The organism is Arthrobacter sp., assembly GCF_048266065.1.
In the GTDB taxonomy this organism is placed as follows: domain Bacteria; phylum Actinomycetota; class Actinomycetes; order Actinomycetales; family Micrococcaceae; genus Arthrobacter_H.
In genome coordinates this window covers 73,296-91,473 of sequence record NZ_JBLXAH010000001.1, presented here as the reverse complement: position 1 = coordinate 91,473, position 18,178 = coordinate 73,296, and the positions used below count along the sequence as shown (strand labels likewise).

The window sequence follows — 18,178 nt, the reverse complement described above, 5'->3', positions numbered from 1 at the left end:
GTTCTCCCCATCGCCCCGTCGGCCCCGCGCCCCTACGCTGGGTGGGTACGGTCAACGGACGGAGAAGGGCAGCACATGGCGTGGACAGTGGACGTGGCGGCGGCGAAGACCCTGCTCTCCTCGGCCGAGGGCACGCTGGAACTGACTGAACCGGCCAAGGACGCCGTGAACAGCGCGTTGGAAGCCGTCGAGTCCACCCTCGCCGGGGAGTGCGAGGACATTGTCGCGGAGCTGTCCACGCTGCGCACCGATGTCATGGTCAACGACATGACTGACACGATGACCCGCGGCAACAATGCGATCCAGGGAACCGGGGCATCGGTCAAGGCGTTCCAGAGCGCAGATACCGAAATGCGCGACCGGGCACAATCCATGGCCGCTTCGGTCCCCGTGGCCGGTCCCCCGGTCGGCGGTGTTCCAGCGGGCAAGTTCAACTTCGGCGCCGGGAAACGGACGGTTGAATCGTGAAGTGGGAACCCATCGACATCAGCGCCACGGCCAACGTCCCCGACGAGGACACCCTGACGACGCAGGCCTCGGCCATCAAGACGAAGACCCAGTCCTTCTCGAACCACTTCACCGACCTGCACACCACCTGGAACGGGCTCTCCGGCATCTACCACGCCCCGGCCCAACAGCAGGTCCTCACGGCCATGAACACCCCCAAGACAGCTGCCGAGGACCTCGTGGACAGCGCCACCTCCATCAAGAACGCGTTGGACGACTTCGCCACGGCGGTCGGCGACATCCAGACGAAGCACACGGCGCTGGTTGGCGACATCGACGATGCCAAGGCCAGGTTCAAGGACATCTACGACGCCCAGGTCGCACAGTTGATCCGCGCTCCGCTCATCCGCCGGGCCAGCGCGCTGGCCACCGACTACACCACCGCCCGGAAAACCTGTGTCACCGCCCTGCAGAAGGTCAAGCGGGTCACCACCGACGTCACCTCCCACTACGCCGCGGGAGTCCTGGACCTGGTCAGCAACGACGCCGAACGGCTGCAGAAGGCAGCGAGCCGCCAGGACTCCACACCGGCCCAGGTCCGGGCCTATTACGCCTACCTGGCCAAGATGTCCCCCGAGGAGATCGCCACCTTCGCCCAGGAGTACCCGGAGGCCATGGCCTATGGGCCACGCACCTCCATGCCGGCGCGTGAACAAGTGGATTTCTGGAAGGGCCTGACCGGCGCACAGCAGACGGCGATCATCGCTTCACTGCCGATCATCGCCGGCAATACCGAGGGCGTCAGCTATACCCAGCGTGCGAAGTCCAACAAGAAGGTGCTGCGCATGATGCTGGGCGGGAAATTCCCGGTCACCAAGGCCCAGGAGAAGGCCTACAAGTCGATCCTCGAATCACTGAAGGCCCCCACCACCCACGACCAGAAACGCCACCTGATCAGCTTCGACCCCTCCACCGACAAACCGCTCGCGGCAGTGGCCATCGGCAACATCGACGATGCCTCCTCGGTGACGTTCAACGCCTCCGGCATCACCAGCAAGACGCAGGGCATGACGGGGGAGGTCGATAACGCCCAGGCACTGTGGGACCAACAGGGCATGTATGCCGATGGCCGCCAGGTCGTCGTCGCCTGGATCGGCTACGACTCCCCCGGGGGGTTCCCGGCCTCCACCGAGGTGAACTACACGGACAAGGCGCGGGTCGGCGGACATGAGCTGGCCACCCAACTCGACGGCCTGCACCTGACCCTGGTACAGGACGGCGGAACCGTCCCCCGGATCAACGTCGGGGCCCACTCGTATGGCACCACCATGGCCGCCTACGCGCTGACCCAGACCGAGTTCAAGGTCGACTCCGTCTACTTCTACGGCTCGGCCGGATTGGACCCGAACGTCGCCGACTCCGCCGACGACCTGCACGTCAAGGACGCCCCCAACGGCCGTCCGGCGGTCTATGCCACCCAGGCCAAGGGCGATCTGGTGGCCCCCGGCGGGATCCTGTCCTCCGCGTTCGGCGATGTTGCCCGCATCTCGCCCACCGATGACGCCTTCGGCGCCCAGGTGCTCTACTCCGAGTCCAGCGTCGACGGGTCGGGCAATCCGCTGAAGGCCACCACGGGCCACAGCGGGCACGGCACCTACGATGGGTCGCACCTGTCGACGCCGCACAACCAGGTAGAGGCAGTGAAGTTCCTGTTCGACTATGCCAAGGGCGAGGCCATCGGTGCCTACGACACGGAAACCGGGCACGGCTACCTGGATGCGAACACCACCAGCCTGTACAACTTCGCGGCGGTGACCACCGACCAGGCGCAGATCCTGGATATCCACGACCAGGCCATCAGCGACACCTACATCGAAAGAGCCAAGAACGTTTACATGGCCCCCACCGTTGCGGTCGATGCCTCCCAACTGGTCGTCAACACCACCGTCGATTCGCATCAGTCGGTCTTCGACCGCCTGCAGGATTCGGCGGTCGGGGCGGTGAATTCCGGGATCGACAAGGGCCAGTCACTGGTGGATGCGGCGGGTGACACCGGCAAGTCGCTGGCCAGCGGTGCCGCAGACGGCGCGCGCAAGGCCATCCCCTTCGGCTGGGGCGACTCCGATGTCGTGAAGTCCCTGCAGGACGGCTCCGGCAAGGTCCTCGGCGGCGCCTACGACCTCACCCACGATGCCTTCAACGCCAGTGTCGATGACGCGCAGGACCGTGGCCGCTTGTTATCGGATGCCGCCAAGTGGACCCGAAACACAACCATCGACGGATTCCAGCTGGTCGGCAACGGATCGGTCGATTCGGCGCAACGCGGTGTCGGGGTTGCCGTGGACAGCGCCCTGGCTCCGGAAGAGGTCGCCCTCCGCCACTGGTCCGACACACACCGCGACGAGCCGACACGATAGGCTCGGCAACCGTGACCCCTTTTCGAACGACCCGCGTCGCCGGCACGGCCCTGGCCCTGTCGTTGCTCATCGGCATCACCGCCTGCAGCCCCTCCCCAGGAGAACCCATGGACACCTCCACCGGCGCGGCCTCCGCCGCCGAGAACCAGCGCGATGCCCAGGCCATCCGCGAGGACTTCTACGCCTCGATCACCGATGTCACCACGGCGATCGGCGGTCAATGGGAGTACCTGGATGGCGTCCCCTACTCGCCGCAGGACCGGGAGTCCTTCGCGCCGAAAGCCTGCGCCAGCGGGCCCCAAGATGCGCGGCAGTTGCTGCTCATGGTCACTACCGGGCCCAGCACCGATGGGCCGGCGGCCATCGAGCGGATGCAGAAGCTGCTGGAGGACCGCGGCATGGAGATCACCGGCTACATTCCGGGGAAGACCAAGCGGGCTGCCTCGGCCATCGATGCCCAGAGCCCCAACGGCGCCTTCGTCTCCTACCGCACCAATGACCTGCGCACCAACATCAGGTTCGGCAGCGAGTGCTCCTCGCACCCCTCCATGCTCACGGACGTCGACTGACCCGTTCCGATGTTGCGCCGCATGGCGTCACATGAACGACGCCGGTGCCCGGATTCAAAGTGTCGGGGCACCCGGCTAGGCTGTAACCAGCTTCACGAGACATGGCGCCAAGCTCCGACTGGCCATGCACCAACCCCACTGCGTGCGACGCGCGCGTCGTCCACGGATTGTTCGGCGGGTGGTTCGGATGACGAAGCGGCCTCCGGTAGCCGCCAGGGGCAAGGACGATCCGAAAGGCACCGCCATGCAGGCCATGCCGCTGCACCCCTACCCCGCACCACACCCCTCCCCGGGAATGCCGCGCTTTCGTGGTGACTGGGTCGACGCCGCCGTCGTCCTGGGGCACGGGACCATCCGCGTGGACACTGCAGAGCAGGGGCACATCCTCCTTCCCGAGGACTTCGAGACCTTGAGCGCTGCCTTGCGGATGCCCGCCGCCGGTCGTTCCGCGGTGCAGTTCAACGCAGCGCTAGGCATGCTGCTGGTCCCCGGCGGGCACGACCGCGTGGGGCGCTCGTTCTTCCCCGTCCGGCCCGCCGGCGCACAGACCGGCTGAACGCCCCGTGTCAGCCGAGCCGGATCATGACCTTGGAGGATCCGGTGCGGCGGTCCGCAGCGAGTTCGAAACCACTGACGGCATCCTCGATGGCCACCTCGTGGGTCATCAGGGGGCCCACATCGACACCGCCGGCCATCAGGGCGAGGGCATCGCTGATCTCGTCCACGAAGCGGTACGAGCCGCGGTAGTCGATTTCGCGGGTGACGATGTTGCCCAGGGCCGCCGGGATCTCGCCCCCGGGCAGGTTCCCCACCTGGACCAGCGCCCCGCCGCGGCGAACCGCTGAGATGACCCTGCCCAGCGCCCGGGGTGCCCCCGAGGCCTCGATCGCGACGTCGACGTCGCTGGGAAGCTCGTCGCCACTCCGGGGGTTCACGATCCCGTCGGCGCCCATCCGGGAGGCGATGTCCAAGGCGGCCGCCGAGAGGTCGGCGGCGATGACCGTCCCGGCCCCGGCAGCCCGGGCCGCGGCGACCGCGAGGGCACCGATGGGCCCGCACCCGTTGACCAGCACCGTCTGGCCCGTGATGTCTCCGGCCCGTTTGACGGCGTGCAGCGCCACCCCGAAGGGTTCGGCCAAGGCCGCCTGCTTCAGGGAGACCCCTGCGGGGATGACGCGCAGCTGGTCGGCGCGCACTGTGCGGTAGCGGCTGAAGGCGCCTTGTTCGTGCGGCTGGAACGCCGCCGATCCGAAGTACCTGACCTCGGGCCAGAGGTTCAGCCGTTCCCCTTCAGCGGCGACGGGGTCCTCGCGTCCCACATACGTCGCCGGGTGCAGCGTGACCGCCGTGCCGACGCGGATGCCCCGTCCGGCGAGGGCCCCAGCTGCCCGCTCGCCGAGGTCGGCAACGCGTCCCGAGACCTCGTGGCCCAGGATCAGCGGGTCGCGCAGGATGGCGGTGCCGGAGGCACCGTGCTTCCAGTAGGCGATGTCGGAGCCGCAAATGCCGCCCCAGGCCAATTCGACCAGCACCTGGTCCGGGCCGCAGGCCGGATCGGCGATGTCCTCGACGCGCAGGTCGCCCTGCCCGTGTACCACGACGGCTTTCATGCCGGATTCCCTTCGTTGCCCCGCGGGGCGGATCAGAAGCTGTTGGCCAGGCCGAGCACGCCGACCAGGAAGATCGCCAGTGCCGAGAGCACGAGCAGGACGGTGAAGAACTTGCCGTCCTTCACCAACGGATCGGTCTGGCGGTGGGAGAGGTAGATCGTGGCGGCGGCGACCCCCATCAGGAACACCGCGTTGAGGATGCCCGCCAGCACCACCAGGGCCAGCGGTGAGGACACGACGGTGCCGAACAGGCCCCACACGATGGGCAGGACGACCATGATCACGCGCATCCAGCGGTCCCGCTGGACCTGGTTGTCCCAGTCGAAGGCCCCGAAGACGGCCAGGATGTTGCCGACCTGGCGGCCCAGCGAGGGGACGTTGGCGATGATCGTCTTGAACAGCGCCAGTCCGGCGCCGATCAGGAACACGACGGCGCCCCACTGTCCCACCTGGGTGGAGAAGATGCTGGCGATGGTGCCCATGACCGCGTCGCCCTTCGGCACGATCCCCTGCGGGTGCAGGACGGCGGCGCCCAGGATGTAGAAGGCAGCGGTGGAGACCGTGTAGACGACCCAGGAGACCCAGGCGTCCAGCTTCATCACAGAGATCCAGCCGCGGGCACGCTTCACCCAGGCGTCGGAGCCGTCGTTCTTGCCGGACCAGGCGGCGTAGCCCTTTTCGACACACCAGTAGGTGTAGGCGGTGATCTCGCCGGCGCCCACGCCGGTGAGGCCGAACATGGACAGCGCCACGCCCATGGACCCGACGGCGACCTGGAAGCGCATGCCCTCGAGCATGTCGCCGGCGGTCCAGGAGAATTCGGTGCCCTGGATGAGGAAGACCATCAGGACGGCGAAGACGGCGATCAGCAGCACCAGGCTGGTGGAGATGCCCTCGACCACCGTGTACTTGTTGGCCACGTGGATGGCGATGGCGATGACCACCAGGATGGCGACCCACGCGCCGATGGACAGGATCGAGAAGGGGTCCCCTCCGATGGGCATCAGTGCGGAGAAGGCGAAGGCCGAGGCGCTGATCACGCCGGCCTGGCTGGTGAGGAACTGGACGAACATCAGCAGCACGAGCCAGGCCATCCAACCGCGCTTGCCCAGCCGGGGCGGCACCTCGTCGTACCCGGTGACGGCGACCTTGCCGGTGGAGATGGACCACCGTCCCAGTTCGATCTGCACCCAGACCTTCAGGAACGTGGAGGCCAGCACCAGCCACAAGAGGATGAACCCGACCTGGGCGCCCAGGGTCGTGGCGGTCAGGAGTTCTCCGGAACCCACGACCGCCGCCGAGGTGATCATGCCAGGGCCCAGGAACTTGAAGCGGCCCCGCCAGGTGGTGGGTGGTTCCTGGACGTCACTGGCATTCAGGGCGTAGGGATCGTCCAGGTCGCGGGTCTTGAGTTCTGGACGGTGGGGTTGCGTGCTCATGCAGCTCCTCGGGCAGGGGTACCGCGGCGCGGGACCCTCAAGCTGTGGATCCGGGCGGCAGCCGGCCGCTGGACAGCCCCATCGGTGCGGCTGCCGGAGTCATCTACAGGCTATGCCGCGCGGTGCCGCGGCACCCAGCGGTGGCCATAACTTTCATTCGCCCCGCGGCAACAGCATCACCTTGGTGGCCCGGCGTTCGTCCATCGCCCGGTAGGCCTCTGCCGCGTCGTCCAACGGCATGACGGCATCGAACACCAGCCCGGGATCGATGCTTCCGGCCAGCACATCGGCCAACAGTTCGGGGATGTACTCCCGGGTGGAGGCGGCGCCGCCGGCCACCGTGATGTTCTTGGAGAACAACACCCCGATCGGCAGTTCGGCGCCCCCTGCCGGAACGCCGACGAACCCCAGGGCACCGCCGGCGCGCGTGCAACGCAGGGCCTGGTCCATCGATTCGGCGGTGCCGACGCATTCGAGGACCGAATCGGCCAGGACACCTCCGAGGAGCTCCGAGACCTTGGCGGCGGCCTCCTCGCCCCGCTCGGCGACGATGTCAGTCGCCCCGAAGGCCCGGGCGATCGCGGCCCGGTCCTCGTGCCGGGACATGGCGATGATCCGGGTGGCACCCAGTCGATGGGCGGCCAGCACCCCGCTGAGGCCCACGGCGCCGTCCCCGACCACCACGACGCTGCGTCCGGGCCCGACCTGGGCGCCCAGGGCCGCGTGGTGCCCAGTGCCCATGACGTCGGAGAGCGAGAGCAGGCTCTTGAGCAGTTTTTCGTCAGGATCGGTGACACCGGGGACGACCACGAGGGTGCCGTCGGCGTTCGGGACGCGGACCGCTTCGCCCTGGCCGCCTTCGACGTCGAGCCCGTTTTCGTCCTGTCCGCCCCAGATGGCCCGGTGCCGGCAGGCGACCTGGACGCCGTTGCGGCAGTCCGGGCACGTTCCACAGCTGTTGGCCCAGGGGGCGATGACGAAGTCCCCGACGGCCAGCGTGCTGACCTCGGCGCCGACTTCCGTCACCGTGCCGACGAACTCGTGCCCGATCGGATGCGGTGCGCTGGTCTCACGCACGCCCCGGTAGGGCCAGAGATCGGAACCACACACGCAGGCCGCGGCCACCGTGACCACTGCGTCGCCGGGGTGCGCGATCGCCGGCGCGGGGCGGTCCTCCACGCGGATGTCATAGGGGGCGTGGATCATCGTGGCGCGCATGCAGGTGCTCCTGGGAACTGGGCGTAAGGAGGCCGGGATTCCGGTCTACGTCTCCAGCGTAGAACGTTCTGCCGCCGCGCGCGCGGCCCAGCTGTCGAGGATCAGGTCCAGCCCCTCCAGGAACGTCGTGCGGGCCCGGTCCGGTGCGTCCAGCCCGGCGGCGAGTGCCTGGGTGAATTCCTCGCTGGCCGCCTCGTCGGCCTCCCAGACCACCGCCGGTGCCGCCGCATCGAGGGCGGAGCCGAGGATGAAGGAGTCCAGGATGGTCACGGCACGCAACCGGGCCGCCGGGTCAAAGCCGCCCGCTGCGAGTGCGCGCGCCATGGCGTCGTAGACCCGCAAGGTGGTGGCGTCGCGGACGGTGTAGGCGGTCAGCAGCGGGATGAGTCGTGGATGCCGGGCGTAGGAGTCCAGGTAGCCGATCGCGATCGCCCGCAGGGTCCCGCGCCAGTGGTGCCCCTCCCCCGGTGCCGCCGCGTCGGCGTCGTCGGCTGGTCCCGGGATGTCGACGGCCGACATCGCTGCCCCGCGCATGAGCTCGACGATGTCGGCCTTGGAGCCGATGTGGTTGTAGAGCGAGGACGGGCTGACGTGCAGCGCTGCGGCCAGGGCGGGGATCGTGAACTCGCCGGTGCGGTCCACCAGGTCCAGGGCGGCGGCGGCGATGGCGGACCTGCTGAGTTTCGGCGTCGTCGGTCGGGCCATGTCCCCTCCTCGTGTGCGGGCCGCGGCCGGGCCCCGCAGCCGAGTATGCCAGCCGCGGCCCAGAAAACGAATCTCATTCGCTAAAAGTCTTGCGCGTCATCGTGACGAGGGTCATACTACTAAACGAACGTCATTCATATAAGCGTCGTCCCGTCGAAGGAGCCGGCCATGCTGGAAATCGTCACCACCACACCCCTCCCCCCGCCGTGCCGGGTCGAGGCACCCGAACGCGGCACCCGCCGCATCGCACTCGTCCAACACCGCTGGCAGCCGGACGCCGCCGCATTGCGGGCCGAGCTCGACGAGGGCATCGCCCGCGCCGCAGGACACGGTGCGGCAGTGGTCTTCCTGCCCGAGCTCACCCTCTCGCGCTACCCCGCCGACACGCGGCCCCAGGGGGTCCCGGCCGACGCCGCGGAGGATCTCGAATCCGGCCCCACGTTCGCCTTTGCCGCCGAGGCGGCACGCCGGCACGGGATCAGCGTGCACGCCTCCCTGTACCAGCGGGCCGACGCCGGCGACGGCCTGGGCCTGAACACCGCCATCCTCGTCGGCGCCGACGGCGGCCTGCAGGCCGCCACCCACAAGCTCCACATCCCGGTCACCGCCGGCTACCACGAGGACCTCTACTTCCGCCCCGGCCCCGCGCAGGACCCCTACCCCGTGCACACCCCGGCCGGCCTGGACGGGCTGCGCGTGGGCCTGCCGACCTGCTGGGATGAATGGTTCCCCGAAGTGGCCCGCAGCTACTCGCTCGCCGGTGCCGACCTGCTGGCCTACCCCACGGCGATCGGCTCGGAGCCGGACCACCCGGAGTTCGACACCCAGCCGCTGTGGCAGCAGTCCATCATCGGCCACGCGATCGCCAACGGCTTGTTCATCGCGGCACCGAACCGGTACGGGGATGAGGGATCGCTGGAATTCTATGGATCGTCCTTCATCTGCGATCCCTACGGACGCATCCTGGCCCAGGCACCGCGCGACGCATCAGCCGTCCTGGTCGCCGACATCGACCTGGACCAACGCCGGGACTGGCTCCAGCTCTTCCCGTTCCTGCGGACCCGCCGCCCGGATACCTACGCGGCGCTGACCGCACCGGTGGGGGGTGCCTGAGATGGCGTTCACCATGCCCGCCGAGACCGCCGCGCACGAGCGCATCTGGATGGCCTTCCCGGCCTCCGGCTACACGCTGGGCGACACCGCGGCCGACGCCGAGGCCGCCAGGACCTGCTGGGCCGACGTCGCCCGCGCCGTGGCCCGCTTCACCCCGGTGACGATGGTCGTGGACCCCGCGGCCCGCACAGAGGCGGAGCGCCATCTCGGCACCGCAGTGAAGATCGTCGAACGGGCCCTGGATGATGCCTGGATGCGCGACATCGGCCCCACGTTCGTCCACGACGACGCCGGCCGCCTCGCCGCCGTCGACTGGGTCTTCAACGGGTGGGGCCAGCAACAGTGGGCCACGTGGGACCGCGACCGCCACATCGGGGCAGCCGTCGCCGGGCTCGCCGGGGTACCGGTCATCGCCTCATCGCTGGTCAACGAGGGCGGCGGTTTCCACGTCGACGGTGCCGGCACGGCGCTGGCCACCGAGACGGTCCAGCTGGATCCGCACCGCAATCCCGGCGCCACGAAGGCCGACATCGAGGCCGAGTTCTCCCGGCTGCTCGGCGTCAAGAAGGTCATCTGGCTGCCCCGCGGGCTGGCCCGTGACAGCGGCGAATTCGGCACCCGCGGCCACGTGGACATCGTCGCCACCTTCCCCTCCCCCGGCGTCGTGCTCTACCACGACCAGCGGGACCCCGAACACCCGGACCACCAGCTCAGCATCGAGCTGCGCGCACTCTTCACCGCCGCGACGGACGCCTCCGGCCAGCGGCTGCACGCCATCCCGGTCCCGGCACCGGCCACGTTGCGCGACGAGGAGGGCTGGGTCGACTACAGCTACCTCAACCATCTGGTCACCAACGCGGGAGTCATTGCCTGCACCTTCGATGACCTGCACGACGACGAGGCACTGGAGGTCCTCGGCCGGGCCTACCCGGGCCGCGAGGTCGTCGGCGTCGACGCCCGCGAACTCTTCGCCCGGGGTGGCGGGATCCACTGCATCACCCAGCAACAACCAGCCGTGGGGAGGAAACCATGAGCACGAACACCGGAACCGCCCCGCAGCGGCCCACCGACCTGGCCGATGGCAGCGGGGGAACGTCCAAGGGCCTGGCCCCCAGCCAGATCGGCTTGGGAGCCGCCATCCTCATCGGCGTCTCGACGATTGCCCCGGCGTATGTGCTCACGTCGTCGTTGGGCCCGACAGTGCAGGCCATCGGCCCCTACCTGCCGGCGATCTTCATCATCGGCTTCATCCCGATGTTCCTGGTCGCCCTGGGCTACCGCGAGCTGAACACCGACACCCCGGACAGCGGGACCACCTTCACCTGGGTCTCGAAGGCCTTCGGACCACGGATCGGCTGGATGGGCGGCTGGGGGCTGCTGGCGGCGAACATCATCGTGCTCTCCAACCTCGCCGGCGTGGCCGTCGACTTCTTCTACCTGCTGCTCTCCCAGGTCACCGGGCGTCCGGAGCTGGCCGCGCTGGCGCAGAACATTCCGGTGAACATCGCCACCTGCCTGGTCTTCGTCTCCCTGGCCGTCTGGGTCTCCTGCCGTGGCCTGCACACCACCCGCACGGTGCAGTTCCTGCTGGTCGGCTTCCAGGTCGTGGTGCTGGCCTGGTTCGTCATCGCCGGGATCTCGAAGGCCTCCGCCCAGCCGGGGCACCTGGCCTTCAGCTGGGACTGGTTCAACCCGATGCACATCAGCTCGTTCTCCGCGTTCGCCGTCGGGCTGAGCCTGTCCATCTTCGCCTTCTGGGGCTGGGACGTCTGCCTGACCATGAACGAGGAGACCAAAAACGGCGGCAAGACCTCAGGACTGGCCGCGGGCTTCACCGCCGTGGTGGTCCTGGCCATCTACCTGTTCGGGTCCATCGCCGTCGTGATGTTCGCCGGAACCGGGACAACGGGGACCGGCCTGGGCAACCCGGACAACGGGGAAAACGTCTTTGCCGCACTCGCCTCGCCGGTCATGGGGCCCTTCGCGATCCTGCTCTCGCTCTCGGTGCTCTCCAGCTGCGCCGCCTCCCTGCAATCGACCATGATCTCCCCCGCACGCTCACTGCTGGCCATGGGACATCACGGGGCGTTGTCGAAGCGGTTCTCCCGGATCAGTCCGCGATCGTATTCACCGGTCTTCGCCACCCTCTTCGCCGGCGGCGTCTCCACCGCCTTCTATGCGCTGATGCGGGTGCTGTCCACCAACGTCCTGAACGACACCATCCTGGCGTTGGGCATGATGATCTGCTTCTACTACGGGCTGACGGCCATGGCCTGCGTCTGGTACTTCCGCCACACGGCGTTCCGGACGGTGCGCAACTTCCTCTTCCGGTTCCTGGCGCCGCTGCTGGGCGGGATCGCCCTGACTGCAGTGTTCCTGCAGACGGCGTTCGACAGCTGGGATCCCTCCTACGGCTCAGGCTCCGAGGTCTTCGGCGTGGGACTGGTGTTCGTGGTCGGCGTCGGCATCCTGGCTGTGGGGTTGCTGCTGCTCATCGGGGCCCACCGCCGTCATCCCGGGTACTTCTCCGGCACGTCGCTGCCCCGGTCCGCCCCCGAGCGGTGACCCCCTCCCGGCAACACGAAACGGCACCCGCCTTCGCAGTGAAGGTGGGTGCCGTTGCGTGTGACCGGTACCGGCCGGTGGCCGGCGACGCGGGTTTAGAGGTTGGAGGCCTCGGCGTGCTCGGGGTAGATCTCGCGCAGCAGGTGGGCGGTCTCGGACGGCGTCTTGCCGACCTTGACCCCGGCGGCCTCGAGGGCCTCCTTCTTCGCCTGGGCGGTGCCCGAGGAGCCGGAGACGATGGCGCCTGCGTGGCCCATGGTCTTGCCCTCGGGGGCGGTGAAGCCCGCGACGTAGCCGACGACCGGCTTGGTGACGTGCGCCTTGATGTACTCGGCGGCACGTTCCTCGGCGTCGCCGCCGATTTCGCCGATCATGACGATCGCCTTCGTGTCGGGGTCCGCCTCGAACGCGGCCAGGGCGTCGATGTGGGTGGTGCCGATGACCGGGTCGCCGCCGATGCCGATGGCGGTGGAGAAGCCCAGGTCGCGCAGTTCGTACATCATCTGGTAGGTCAGGGTGCCGGACTTGGAGACCAGGCCCACGCCGCCCTTGCCGGTGATGTTGGCCGGGGTGATGCCGACCAGCGATTCGCCGGGGGTGATGATGCCGGGGCAGTTCGGGCCGATGATGCGGGTAACCTGGTTGCCGTTGGCGTCGACCTTGGACTGGGCCAGGGCCCAGAACTCGGCGGCATCCTGCACGGGCACGCCTTCGGTGATGACCACGACCAGGCCGATGCCTGCCTCGATGGCCTCCACGACGGCGTCCTTGGTGAACTTCGGCGGCACGAAGACGATGGAGACGTCGGCGCCGGTTTCGGAGATGGCCTCGGAGACCGCACCGAAGACGGGCAGGGTCACCTCGCCGTGGGTGACGGTGGTTCCGGCCTTGCGGGCGTTGACGCCGCCGACGACCTGGGTGCCTGCGGCGAGCATGCGGGCGGTGTGCTTGGAGCCCTCGCCACCGGTGATGCCCTGGACGATGACCTTGGAGTCCTTGTTGATGAAGATAGACATGTTTTCTTTCCCCTGGTCCTTAGGCGTTCGCCAGTTCGGCGGCCTTGTCGGCGCCTTCATCCATGGTGGTGGACAGCGTCACGAGCGGGTGGTTGGCGTCGGCCAGGATCTTGCGTCCCTCGTCGACGTTGTTGCCGTCGAGGCGGACGACGAGCGGCTTGGTGGCCTTGTCGCCGAGCATTTCCAGGGCCTTCACGATGCCGTTGGCGACGGCGTCACAGGCGGTGATGCCGCCGAAGACGTTCACGAACACCGACTTGACCTGCTCGTCGTTGAGGATGACGTCCAGGCCGGCGGCCATGACCTCTGCCGAAGCGCCACCGCCGATGTCCAGGAAGTTGGCGGGCTTGACGTTGCCGTGGTTCTCCCCGGCGTAGGCGACGACGTCCAGGGTCGACATGACCAGTCCGGCGCCGTTGCCGATGATGCCCACCTGGCCGTCGAGCTTGACGTAGTTCAGGCCGGCTTCCTTGGCCTTGGCCTCGAGCGGATCGGCGGCACCCTTGTCCTCCAGTGCCTCGTGCTCGGGGTGGCGGACCTCGGAGGCGTTCTCGTCGAGCGAGACCTTGCCGTCCAGGGCGACGATCTCGCCGGCGCCGGTGCGGACCAGCGGGTTGACCTCGACCAGGGTGGCGTCTTCCTTCACGAAGACGTCCCACAGCTTGATGATGGCCGCTGCGACGTCGGCGCGCAGCTCGGCGGCGAAGCCGGCCTCGGCGACGATCTCGTCGGCCTTCGCCTGGTCGATGCCCACTGCGGGGTCGACGGCGACCTTGGCCAGGGCGTCGGGGCGCTCGACGGCGAGCTCCTCGATTTCCATGCCGCCCTCGACGGAGCACATGGCCAGGTAGTTGCGGTTGGCGCGATCCAGCAGGACGGAGAAGTAGAACTCCTCGGCGATGTCTGCGCCCTGGGCGATCATCACCTTGTTGACGGTGTGGCCCTTGATGTCCATCCCGAGGATGGCGGAAGCGTAGTCGAACGCCTCGTCGGCGGTCTTGGCGACCTTGACGCCGCCGGCCTTACCGCGGCCTCCGACCTTGACCTGGGCTTTGACCACGACAACTCCGCCGATCTTCTCGGCGGCAGCCTTGGCTTCTTCAGGGGTGTACGCAACGATGCCGGCAAGCACGGGGACACCGTGCTGCTCGAACAAATCGCGCGCCTGGTATTCATACAGGTCCACGGGTGTGTCCTTCTACGTCGAAGTCGTTTCTGACTCGGAGCACGGCTCGTGTTGGCCCGATGGCTCCAAGTGGAACTTTAGTCCCTGGGTGGCGGATGCCCTGCCTAGGGTATCGCTTTCGTGAGCAAGAGCACAGTTCTACGTCAAGTAGACATCCTGGGCCGTCATACCGCGATTTTTCGCGCCCCGTGGGGCCACCGACGCCCCCTGCGGTGGCTCGTTTCCGCCGGTCCGCCACGGCCACCCAGGCGCCAGCCGGCGGGCTCAGTCGATCTTGGACAGCGGTGCGTAGCGGAGCAGCAGCCGCTTCTCCTCGGCGGTGAACTTCACCTTGGCCACCGTCTTGTCACCGGCACCTTCCAGGGCCAGGACCACCCCCTCGCCGAAGCTGGTGTGCGAGACCTTGTCCCCCACCGACAGGGCAATGACCTCCTTCTGCGGTTGCACCCGTCCGACGGCGCGTGCCGTCGGGGTGGTGCGCAGCGAACCCGGCTCGGCGTCGCCGGAGCGCCGCCCTCCCCCGCTGCCCGAACCCCAGTAGGAGCCGGCGTCGTAGCGGCTGGTGGCGAAGTCACCGGTGCCGCCGAACGTGCCGGGGGCCGACCGCGCCGCTCCCTCGCGCTTCCATTCGAGCAGGTGGGCCGGGATCTCCTCCAGGAACTGGCTGGCCGGGTTGTACTGGGACTGGCCCCACAGGCTCCTGTACTCGGCGCGCGTGACGTAGAGCCGGCGTCGTGCCCGGGTCAGGCCCACATAGGCGAGTCGGCGTTCCTCGGCGAGTTCCTTCGGATCGGCCATGGAGCGCTGGTGCGGGAAGATGCCGTGTTCCATGCCGGTGAGGAACACGACGGGGAATTCCAGCCCCTTGGCGGTGTGCAGGGTCATCAACGTCACGACGCCTTCCTGCTCGGCCAGCTGGGCGCCCTCCTCGTCGGTGGGCGCCGCCGGGATGGAGTCGGCGTCGGCGACCAGGGAGACCTGTTCGAGGAAGTCGCCCAAGGTCCCTTCGGGGTTGTCGCGTTCGTAGTCGCGGACCACGGCCACCAGTTCGGCCAGGTTCTCCACCCGCGATTCGTCCTGCGGGTCATCGGACCTGCGCAGCATCTCCAGGTACCCGGTCTGCTCCAGCACGGCTTCCAGGGCCGCGGCGGCGCCGGAGCCCTGGGCGACGACCGAGAGGTCGTCGATGATCTTCACGAATCCGGCGATGGCCTTGGCGCTGCGCGTGGCCAGCCCCGGCGCCTCATCGGCACGGCGCAGGGCCGCGGTGAAGGCGATGCGCTCCTTCTGCCCCAGGGCGGCGATGGCGTATTCGGCACGGTCTCCGATCCCGCGTTTGGGTTCATTCAGGATGCGGCGGACGTTGACGTCGTCCTCCTCGTTGACCAGTACCCGCAGGTAGGCCAGGGCGTCCTTGATCTCCTTGCGGTCGTAGAACCGGGTGCCGCCGACGACCTTGTATTTCAGGTCAACGCGCATGAGCTGTTCCTCGAGGGAACGCGACTGGGCGTTGGTGCGGTAGAACACCGCCACGTCGCCGGGGCGGATGCCCTCGTCGTCGTTCAGGCGCAGGATCTCATCGGCGATCCACCGTGCCTCGTCCTGTTCGGATTCCCCGACGTAGCCGATGATCTTGGCCCCGTCCCCCTCGGCGGTCCACAGTCGTTTCTCCGGCCGGTCCTCGTTGCGGGAGATCACCGCGTTGGCTGCATTGAGGATGGTCTGGGTGGAGCGGTAGTTCTGCTCGAGCTTGATGGTCTCCGCGTCCGGATAGTCCTTGCCGAACTCCACGATGTTGCGGATGTCGGCGCCACGGAAGGCGTAGATGGACTGGTCCGAGTCGCCCACCACCGTCAGCTCCCCGCCCGGGGTCGGCCCGTCGGGTCCGGTGAGCTCGCGGACCAGGGAGTACTGGGCGTGGTTGGTGTCCTGGTACTCGTCGACCAGGACGTGGCGGAAGCGGCGGCGGTAGTTGTCGGCGATCGCCGGGAAGGCACGGAAGATGTTCACGACCTGGCCGATGAGGTCATCGAAGTCCATGGCGTTGGCCTGGCGCAACCGCTGGGTGTAGCCGCGGTAGACCTCTGCCACTGCCGCGGCGAACGGGTCGTTCAGGTTCGCCGTGGCGGCGTAGTCCTCGTCGTCGACGAGTTCGTTCTTCAACGCGGAGATCCGGTGCTGCATGGCCTTGGGGGCGAACTTCTTCGGGTCCAGGTCCAGCCCCTTGGCCACTAGGGTGATCAAGCGCAGCGAATCGGCCGAATCGTAGATCGAGAAGTTGGACTTCAGGCCCACATGGGTGGCCTCGCGGCGCAGGATCTTCACGCAGGAGGAGTGGAACGTGGAAATCCACATCTTGCGGGCCGGCTCCCCCACCAGGTCCCCGATGCGTTCGCGCATCTCTGCGGCAGCCTTGTTGGTGAAGGTGATCGCCAGGATCTCATGGGGGCGGGCACGCCCCGTGGCCAACAGGTAGGCGATGCGGTGCGAGAGCACCCGGGTCTTGCCGGATCCGGCGCCGGCAACGATCAGCAGGGGGCTGCCGGCATGCTTCACCGCGCGTTCCTGCTCGGGGTTCAGGCCCTCGAGCAGTTCGGCGGCATTCGGCACCGGGGGGGCACCGGCGTCGTCCGCGGTCAGGCGCGAACGCGCATCGGAAAAGTCGTCGAAGAGAAAATCCATGGTCCCTCCAGTCTACGGTCGCTCCGCCACCGGCGTTTTCCGTGGTCGGTGGGCCCGACGGCATAATGGGCAGCATGTCCAAGAAGCCCGCCCAGCGCCGCAAGAAGCCCCGCAACCGCCAGTCCACCAGTTCCCGCGGGACGGCGACGAGGCCGGCTTCCACCCCTGCGGGCCCGGTGCCGCGCCCGGGCAGCGCGCTGGCCAACACGACCACGGGCCGCACCCCGGAACAGGCCCAGGGCAACGGCAACCTGATCCTGTGGGCCGGACTCGGCGCCGCGGTGCTGTTGTTCTGGTACTACCACCTGGTGGTGCTGCACCAGATGCAGGACCTCGCCGGGGGCCTGGCGATGCCGGACCAGATGATCGGCGGCTACCGCCTTCCGCACATCGAGCAGCTGCGCTCGCACATGGACGCCGACGCCCGCGGGCAGCTCTCCTACGTGCACAAGACGGCCGGGACCTTGTTCCCCCTGTTCCTGTCCCTGGTGACGATGCTGACAATCGCCCTGCATGTGCCCCGCCGTGGGCTGAGGTGGGCACTCTGGGCGGTCCCGTTGGTGTTTGCGATCGTGGACCTGTGGGACAACCCGCTCATCGACGGGCTGCTCTCCGGGCCGGTGGATGCCGCGTCGGTGGCCACTGCCTCGGCGCTGACGGTGGCCAGCTGGTACCTGCTCTTTGCCACGGTGGCCACCGGCCTGGGAGTCGTCATCACCGCGTTCGTGCGCACGTTCCGCAGGAAGTGGAGCGAGGCGGGCCTGTCCTGAGGCACCCGGCGTTTTCGGCGTCGACCGGATCGGGCGCTAGGATGGTTGCTGTTCGCCCGGGTCCAGGATCCGGGCCAGCGGCCCCTGTAGCTCAGTCGGATAGAGCGACCCTCTCCTAAAGGGTAGGCCATCGGTTCGATTCCGGTCAGGGGCACCCGAAGAAGGCACCGGTTCCCACTCTGGGGCCGCAGCTTAAAGGGTGGGGCCGACGGACCCCATGGTGATGGCTCCCTAGATGCATCACCACGCCGTCCGTCGGCTCCCGTGCCGGCACCGCTCCCGTGGTAGCCAATCTGCCGTTCCCCCACCAGGCACGAAAGCAGTTGAGACTCGCCTTGCCGTGTCGATGGGCAGCTTGGTTGCCGCAGCGCCAACCTTCATATCTAATTCCACTGGAAATAGAATGTCAATCCACTTCGACATACTGCCACGCAGTTGGTG

General features: G+C 68.1%; 15 protein-coding genes, 1 tRNA gene and 1 riboswitch. Of the genes, 9 read left to right on the top strand and 7 right to left on the bottom strand.

Annotated features, from left to right (window positions below):
- The first annotated feature begins 75 nt into the window (after positions 1 to 75).
- The 4 genes from ACN0TP_RS00475 to ACN0TP_RS00460 all read left to right on the top strand — a co-directional run bounded on the left by ACN0TP_RS00475 (position 76) and on the right by ACN0TP_RS00460 (position 3,989).
- On the top strand, positions 76 to 468 hold the full coding sequence (locus tag ACN0TP_RS00475; RefSeq protein WP_417215346.1) for a DUF6507 family protein: 393 nt from the start codon (positions 76 to 78) through the stop codon (positions 466 to 468).
- Positions 465 to 2,864 (top strand): alpha/beta hydrolase, encoded by a 2,400-nt coding sequence (locus tag ACN0TP_RS00470; protein ID WP_417215345.1) that lies wholly within the window; start codon positions 465 to 467, stop codon positions 2,862 to 2,864. The genes ACN0TP_RS00475 and ACN0TP_RS00470 overlap by 4 nt, the downstream gene beginning before the upstream one ends.
- 11 nt (positions 2,865 to 2,875) lie before the next feature.
- Positions 2,876 to 3,433, top strand: a complete 558-nt coding sequence (locus tag ACN0TP_RS00465; RefSeq protein ID WP_417215343.1) for a hypothetical protein — start codon at positions 2,876 to 2,878, stop codon at positions 3,431 to 3,433.
- A 90-nt stretch (positions 3,434 to 3,523) separates the two neighbouring features.
- Positions 3,524 to 3,664: riboswitch (SAM riboswitch) on the top strand.
- A gap of 13 nt (positions 3,665 to 3,677) precedes the next feature.
- On the top strand, positions 3,678 to 3,989 hold the full coding sequence (locus tag ACN0TP_RS00460) for a hypothetical protein (RefSeq protein ID WP_417215341.1): 312 nt from the start codon (positions 3,678 to 3,680) through the stop codon (positions 3,987 to 3,989).
- Between the two features lie 10 nt (positions 3,990 to 3,999).
- On the opposite strand, the gene ACN0TP_RS00455 is transcribed toward ACN0TP_RS00460, so the two are convergent.
- The 4 genes from ACN0TP_RS00455 to ACN0TP_RS00440 form a co-directional block, all read right to left on the bottom strand.
- Positions 4,000 to 5,043 (bottom strand): L-idonate 5-dehydrogenase, encoded by a 1,044-nt coding sequence (locus ACN0TP_RS00455; RefSeq protein WP_417215340.1) that lies wholly within the window; start codon positions 5,041 to 5,043, stop codon positions 4,000 to 4,002.
- 32 nt (positions 5,044 to 5,075) lie between these two features.
- Positions 5,076 to 6,482 carry an Nramp family divalent metal transporter gene (locus tag ACN0TP_RS00450; RefSeq protein WP_417215338.1) on the bottom strand — a complete coding sequence of 469 codons (1,407 nt, stop codon included), beginning with the start codon at positions 6,480 to 6,482 and terminating at the stop codon, positions 5,076 to 5,078.
- A 153-nt stretch (positions 6,483 to 6,635) separates the two neighbouring features.
- Complete coding sequence (locus tag ACN0TP_RS00445) at positions 6,636 to 7,700, bottom strand: zinc-binding dehydrogenase (RefSeq protein WP_417215336.1); 1,065 nt, start codon at positions 7,698 to 7,700, stop codon at positions 6,636 to 6,638.
- A 45-nt stretch (positions 7,701 to 7,745) separates the two neighbouring features.
- Entirely contained in the window at positions 7,746 to 8,405 is a 660-nt protein-coding gene (locus tag ACN0TP_RS00440; RefSeq protein ID WP_417215334.1) for a TetR/AcrR family transcriptional regulator, read from the bottom strand.
- A 168-nt stretch (positions 8,406 to 8,573) separates the two neighbouring features.
- Between ACN0TP_RS00440 and ACN0TP_RS00435 the strand changes: the two genes are divergently transcribed.
- From ACN0TP_RS00435 to ACN0TP_RS00425, 3 genes are read left to right on the top strand one after another with little or no spacing between them, the layout of a single operon-like run.
- Positions 8,574 to 9,518 (top strand): nitrilase-related carbon-nitrogen hydrolase, encoded by a 945-nt coding sequence (locus tag ACN0TP_RS00435; RefSeq protein WP_417215332.1) that lies wholly within the window; start codon positions 8,574 to 8,576, stop codon positions 9,516 to 9,518.
- A 13-nt stretch (positions 9,519 to 9,531) separates the two neighbouring features.
- Positions 9,532 to 10,551, top strand: coding sequence for an agmatine deiminase family protein (locus tag ACN0TP_RS00430; RefSeq protein ID WP_417215330.1), 1,020 nt, complete (start codon positions 9,532 to 9,534; stop codon positions 10,549 to 10,551).
- Positions 10,548 to 12,083, top strand: coding sequence for an APC family permease (locus ACN0TP_RS00425; protein ID WP_417215328.1), 1,536 nt, complete (start codon positions 10,548 to 10,550; stop codon positions 12,081 to 12,083). The genes ACN0TP_RS00430 and ACN0TP_RS00425 overlap by 4 nt, the downstream gene beginning before the upstream one ends.
- A 95-nt stretch (positions 12,084 to 12,178) precedes the next feature.
- Here ACN0TP_RS00425 and sucD read toward each other — a convergent pair whose 3' ends face one another.
- From sucD to pcrA, 3 genes are all read right to left on the bottom strand, one after another.
- Positions 12,179 to 13,099, bottom strand: coding sequence for a succinate--CoA ligase subunit alpha (sucD, locus tag ACN0TP_RS00420; RefSeq protein WP_417215326.1), 921 nt, complete (start codon positions 13,097 to 13,099; stop codon positions 12,179 to 12,181).
- Positions 13,100 to 13,118: 19 nt separating this feature from the next.
- Complete coding sequence (gene sucC, locus ACN0TP_RS00415; RefSeq protein ID WP_417215324.1) at positions 13,119 to 14,285, bottom strand: ADP-forming succinate--CoA ligase subunit beta; 1,167 nt, start codon at positions 14,283 to 14,285, stop codon at positions 13,119 to 13,121.
- 264 nt (positions 14,286 to 14,549) lie between these two features.
- Positions 14,550 to 16,967: a DNA helicase PcrA gene (gene pcrA, locus ACN0TP_RS00410; protein WP_417215322.1), complete on the bottom strand. Its 2,418-nt coding sequence runs from the start codon at positions 16,965 to 16,967 to the stop codon at positions 14,550 to 14,552.
- A gap of 74 nt (positions 16,968 to 17,041) precedes the next feature.
- Between pcrA and ACN0TP_RS00405 the strand changes: the two genes are divergently transcribed.
- Both ACN0TP_RS00405 and ACN0TP_RS00400 read left to right on the top strand, forming a co-directional pair.
- The gene (locus ACN0TP_RS00405; protein ID WP_417215321.1) at positions 17,042 to 17,737 is read left to right on the top strand and encodes a hypothetical protein; all 696 of its coding nucleotides are present in this window, start codon (positions 17,042 to 17,044) and stop codon (positions 17,735 to 17,737) included.
- 80 nt (positions 17,738 to 17,817) lie between these two features.
- Positions 17,818 to 17,891, top strand: a tRNA-Arg gene (locus ACN0TP_RS00400).
- Positions 17,892 to 18,178: the final 287 nt, after the last annotated feature.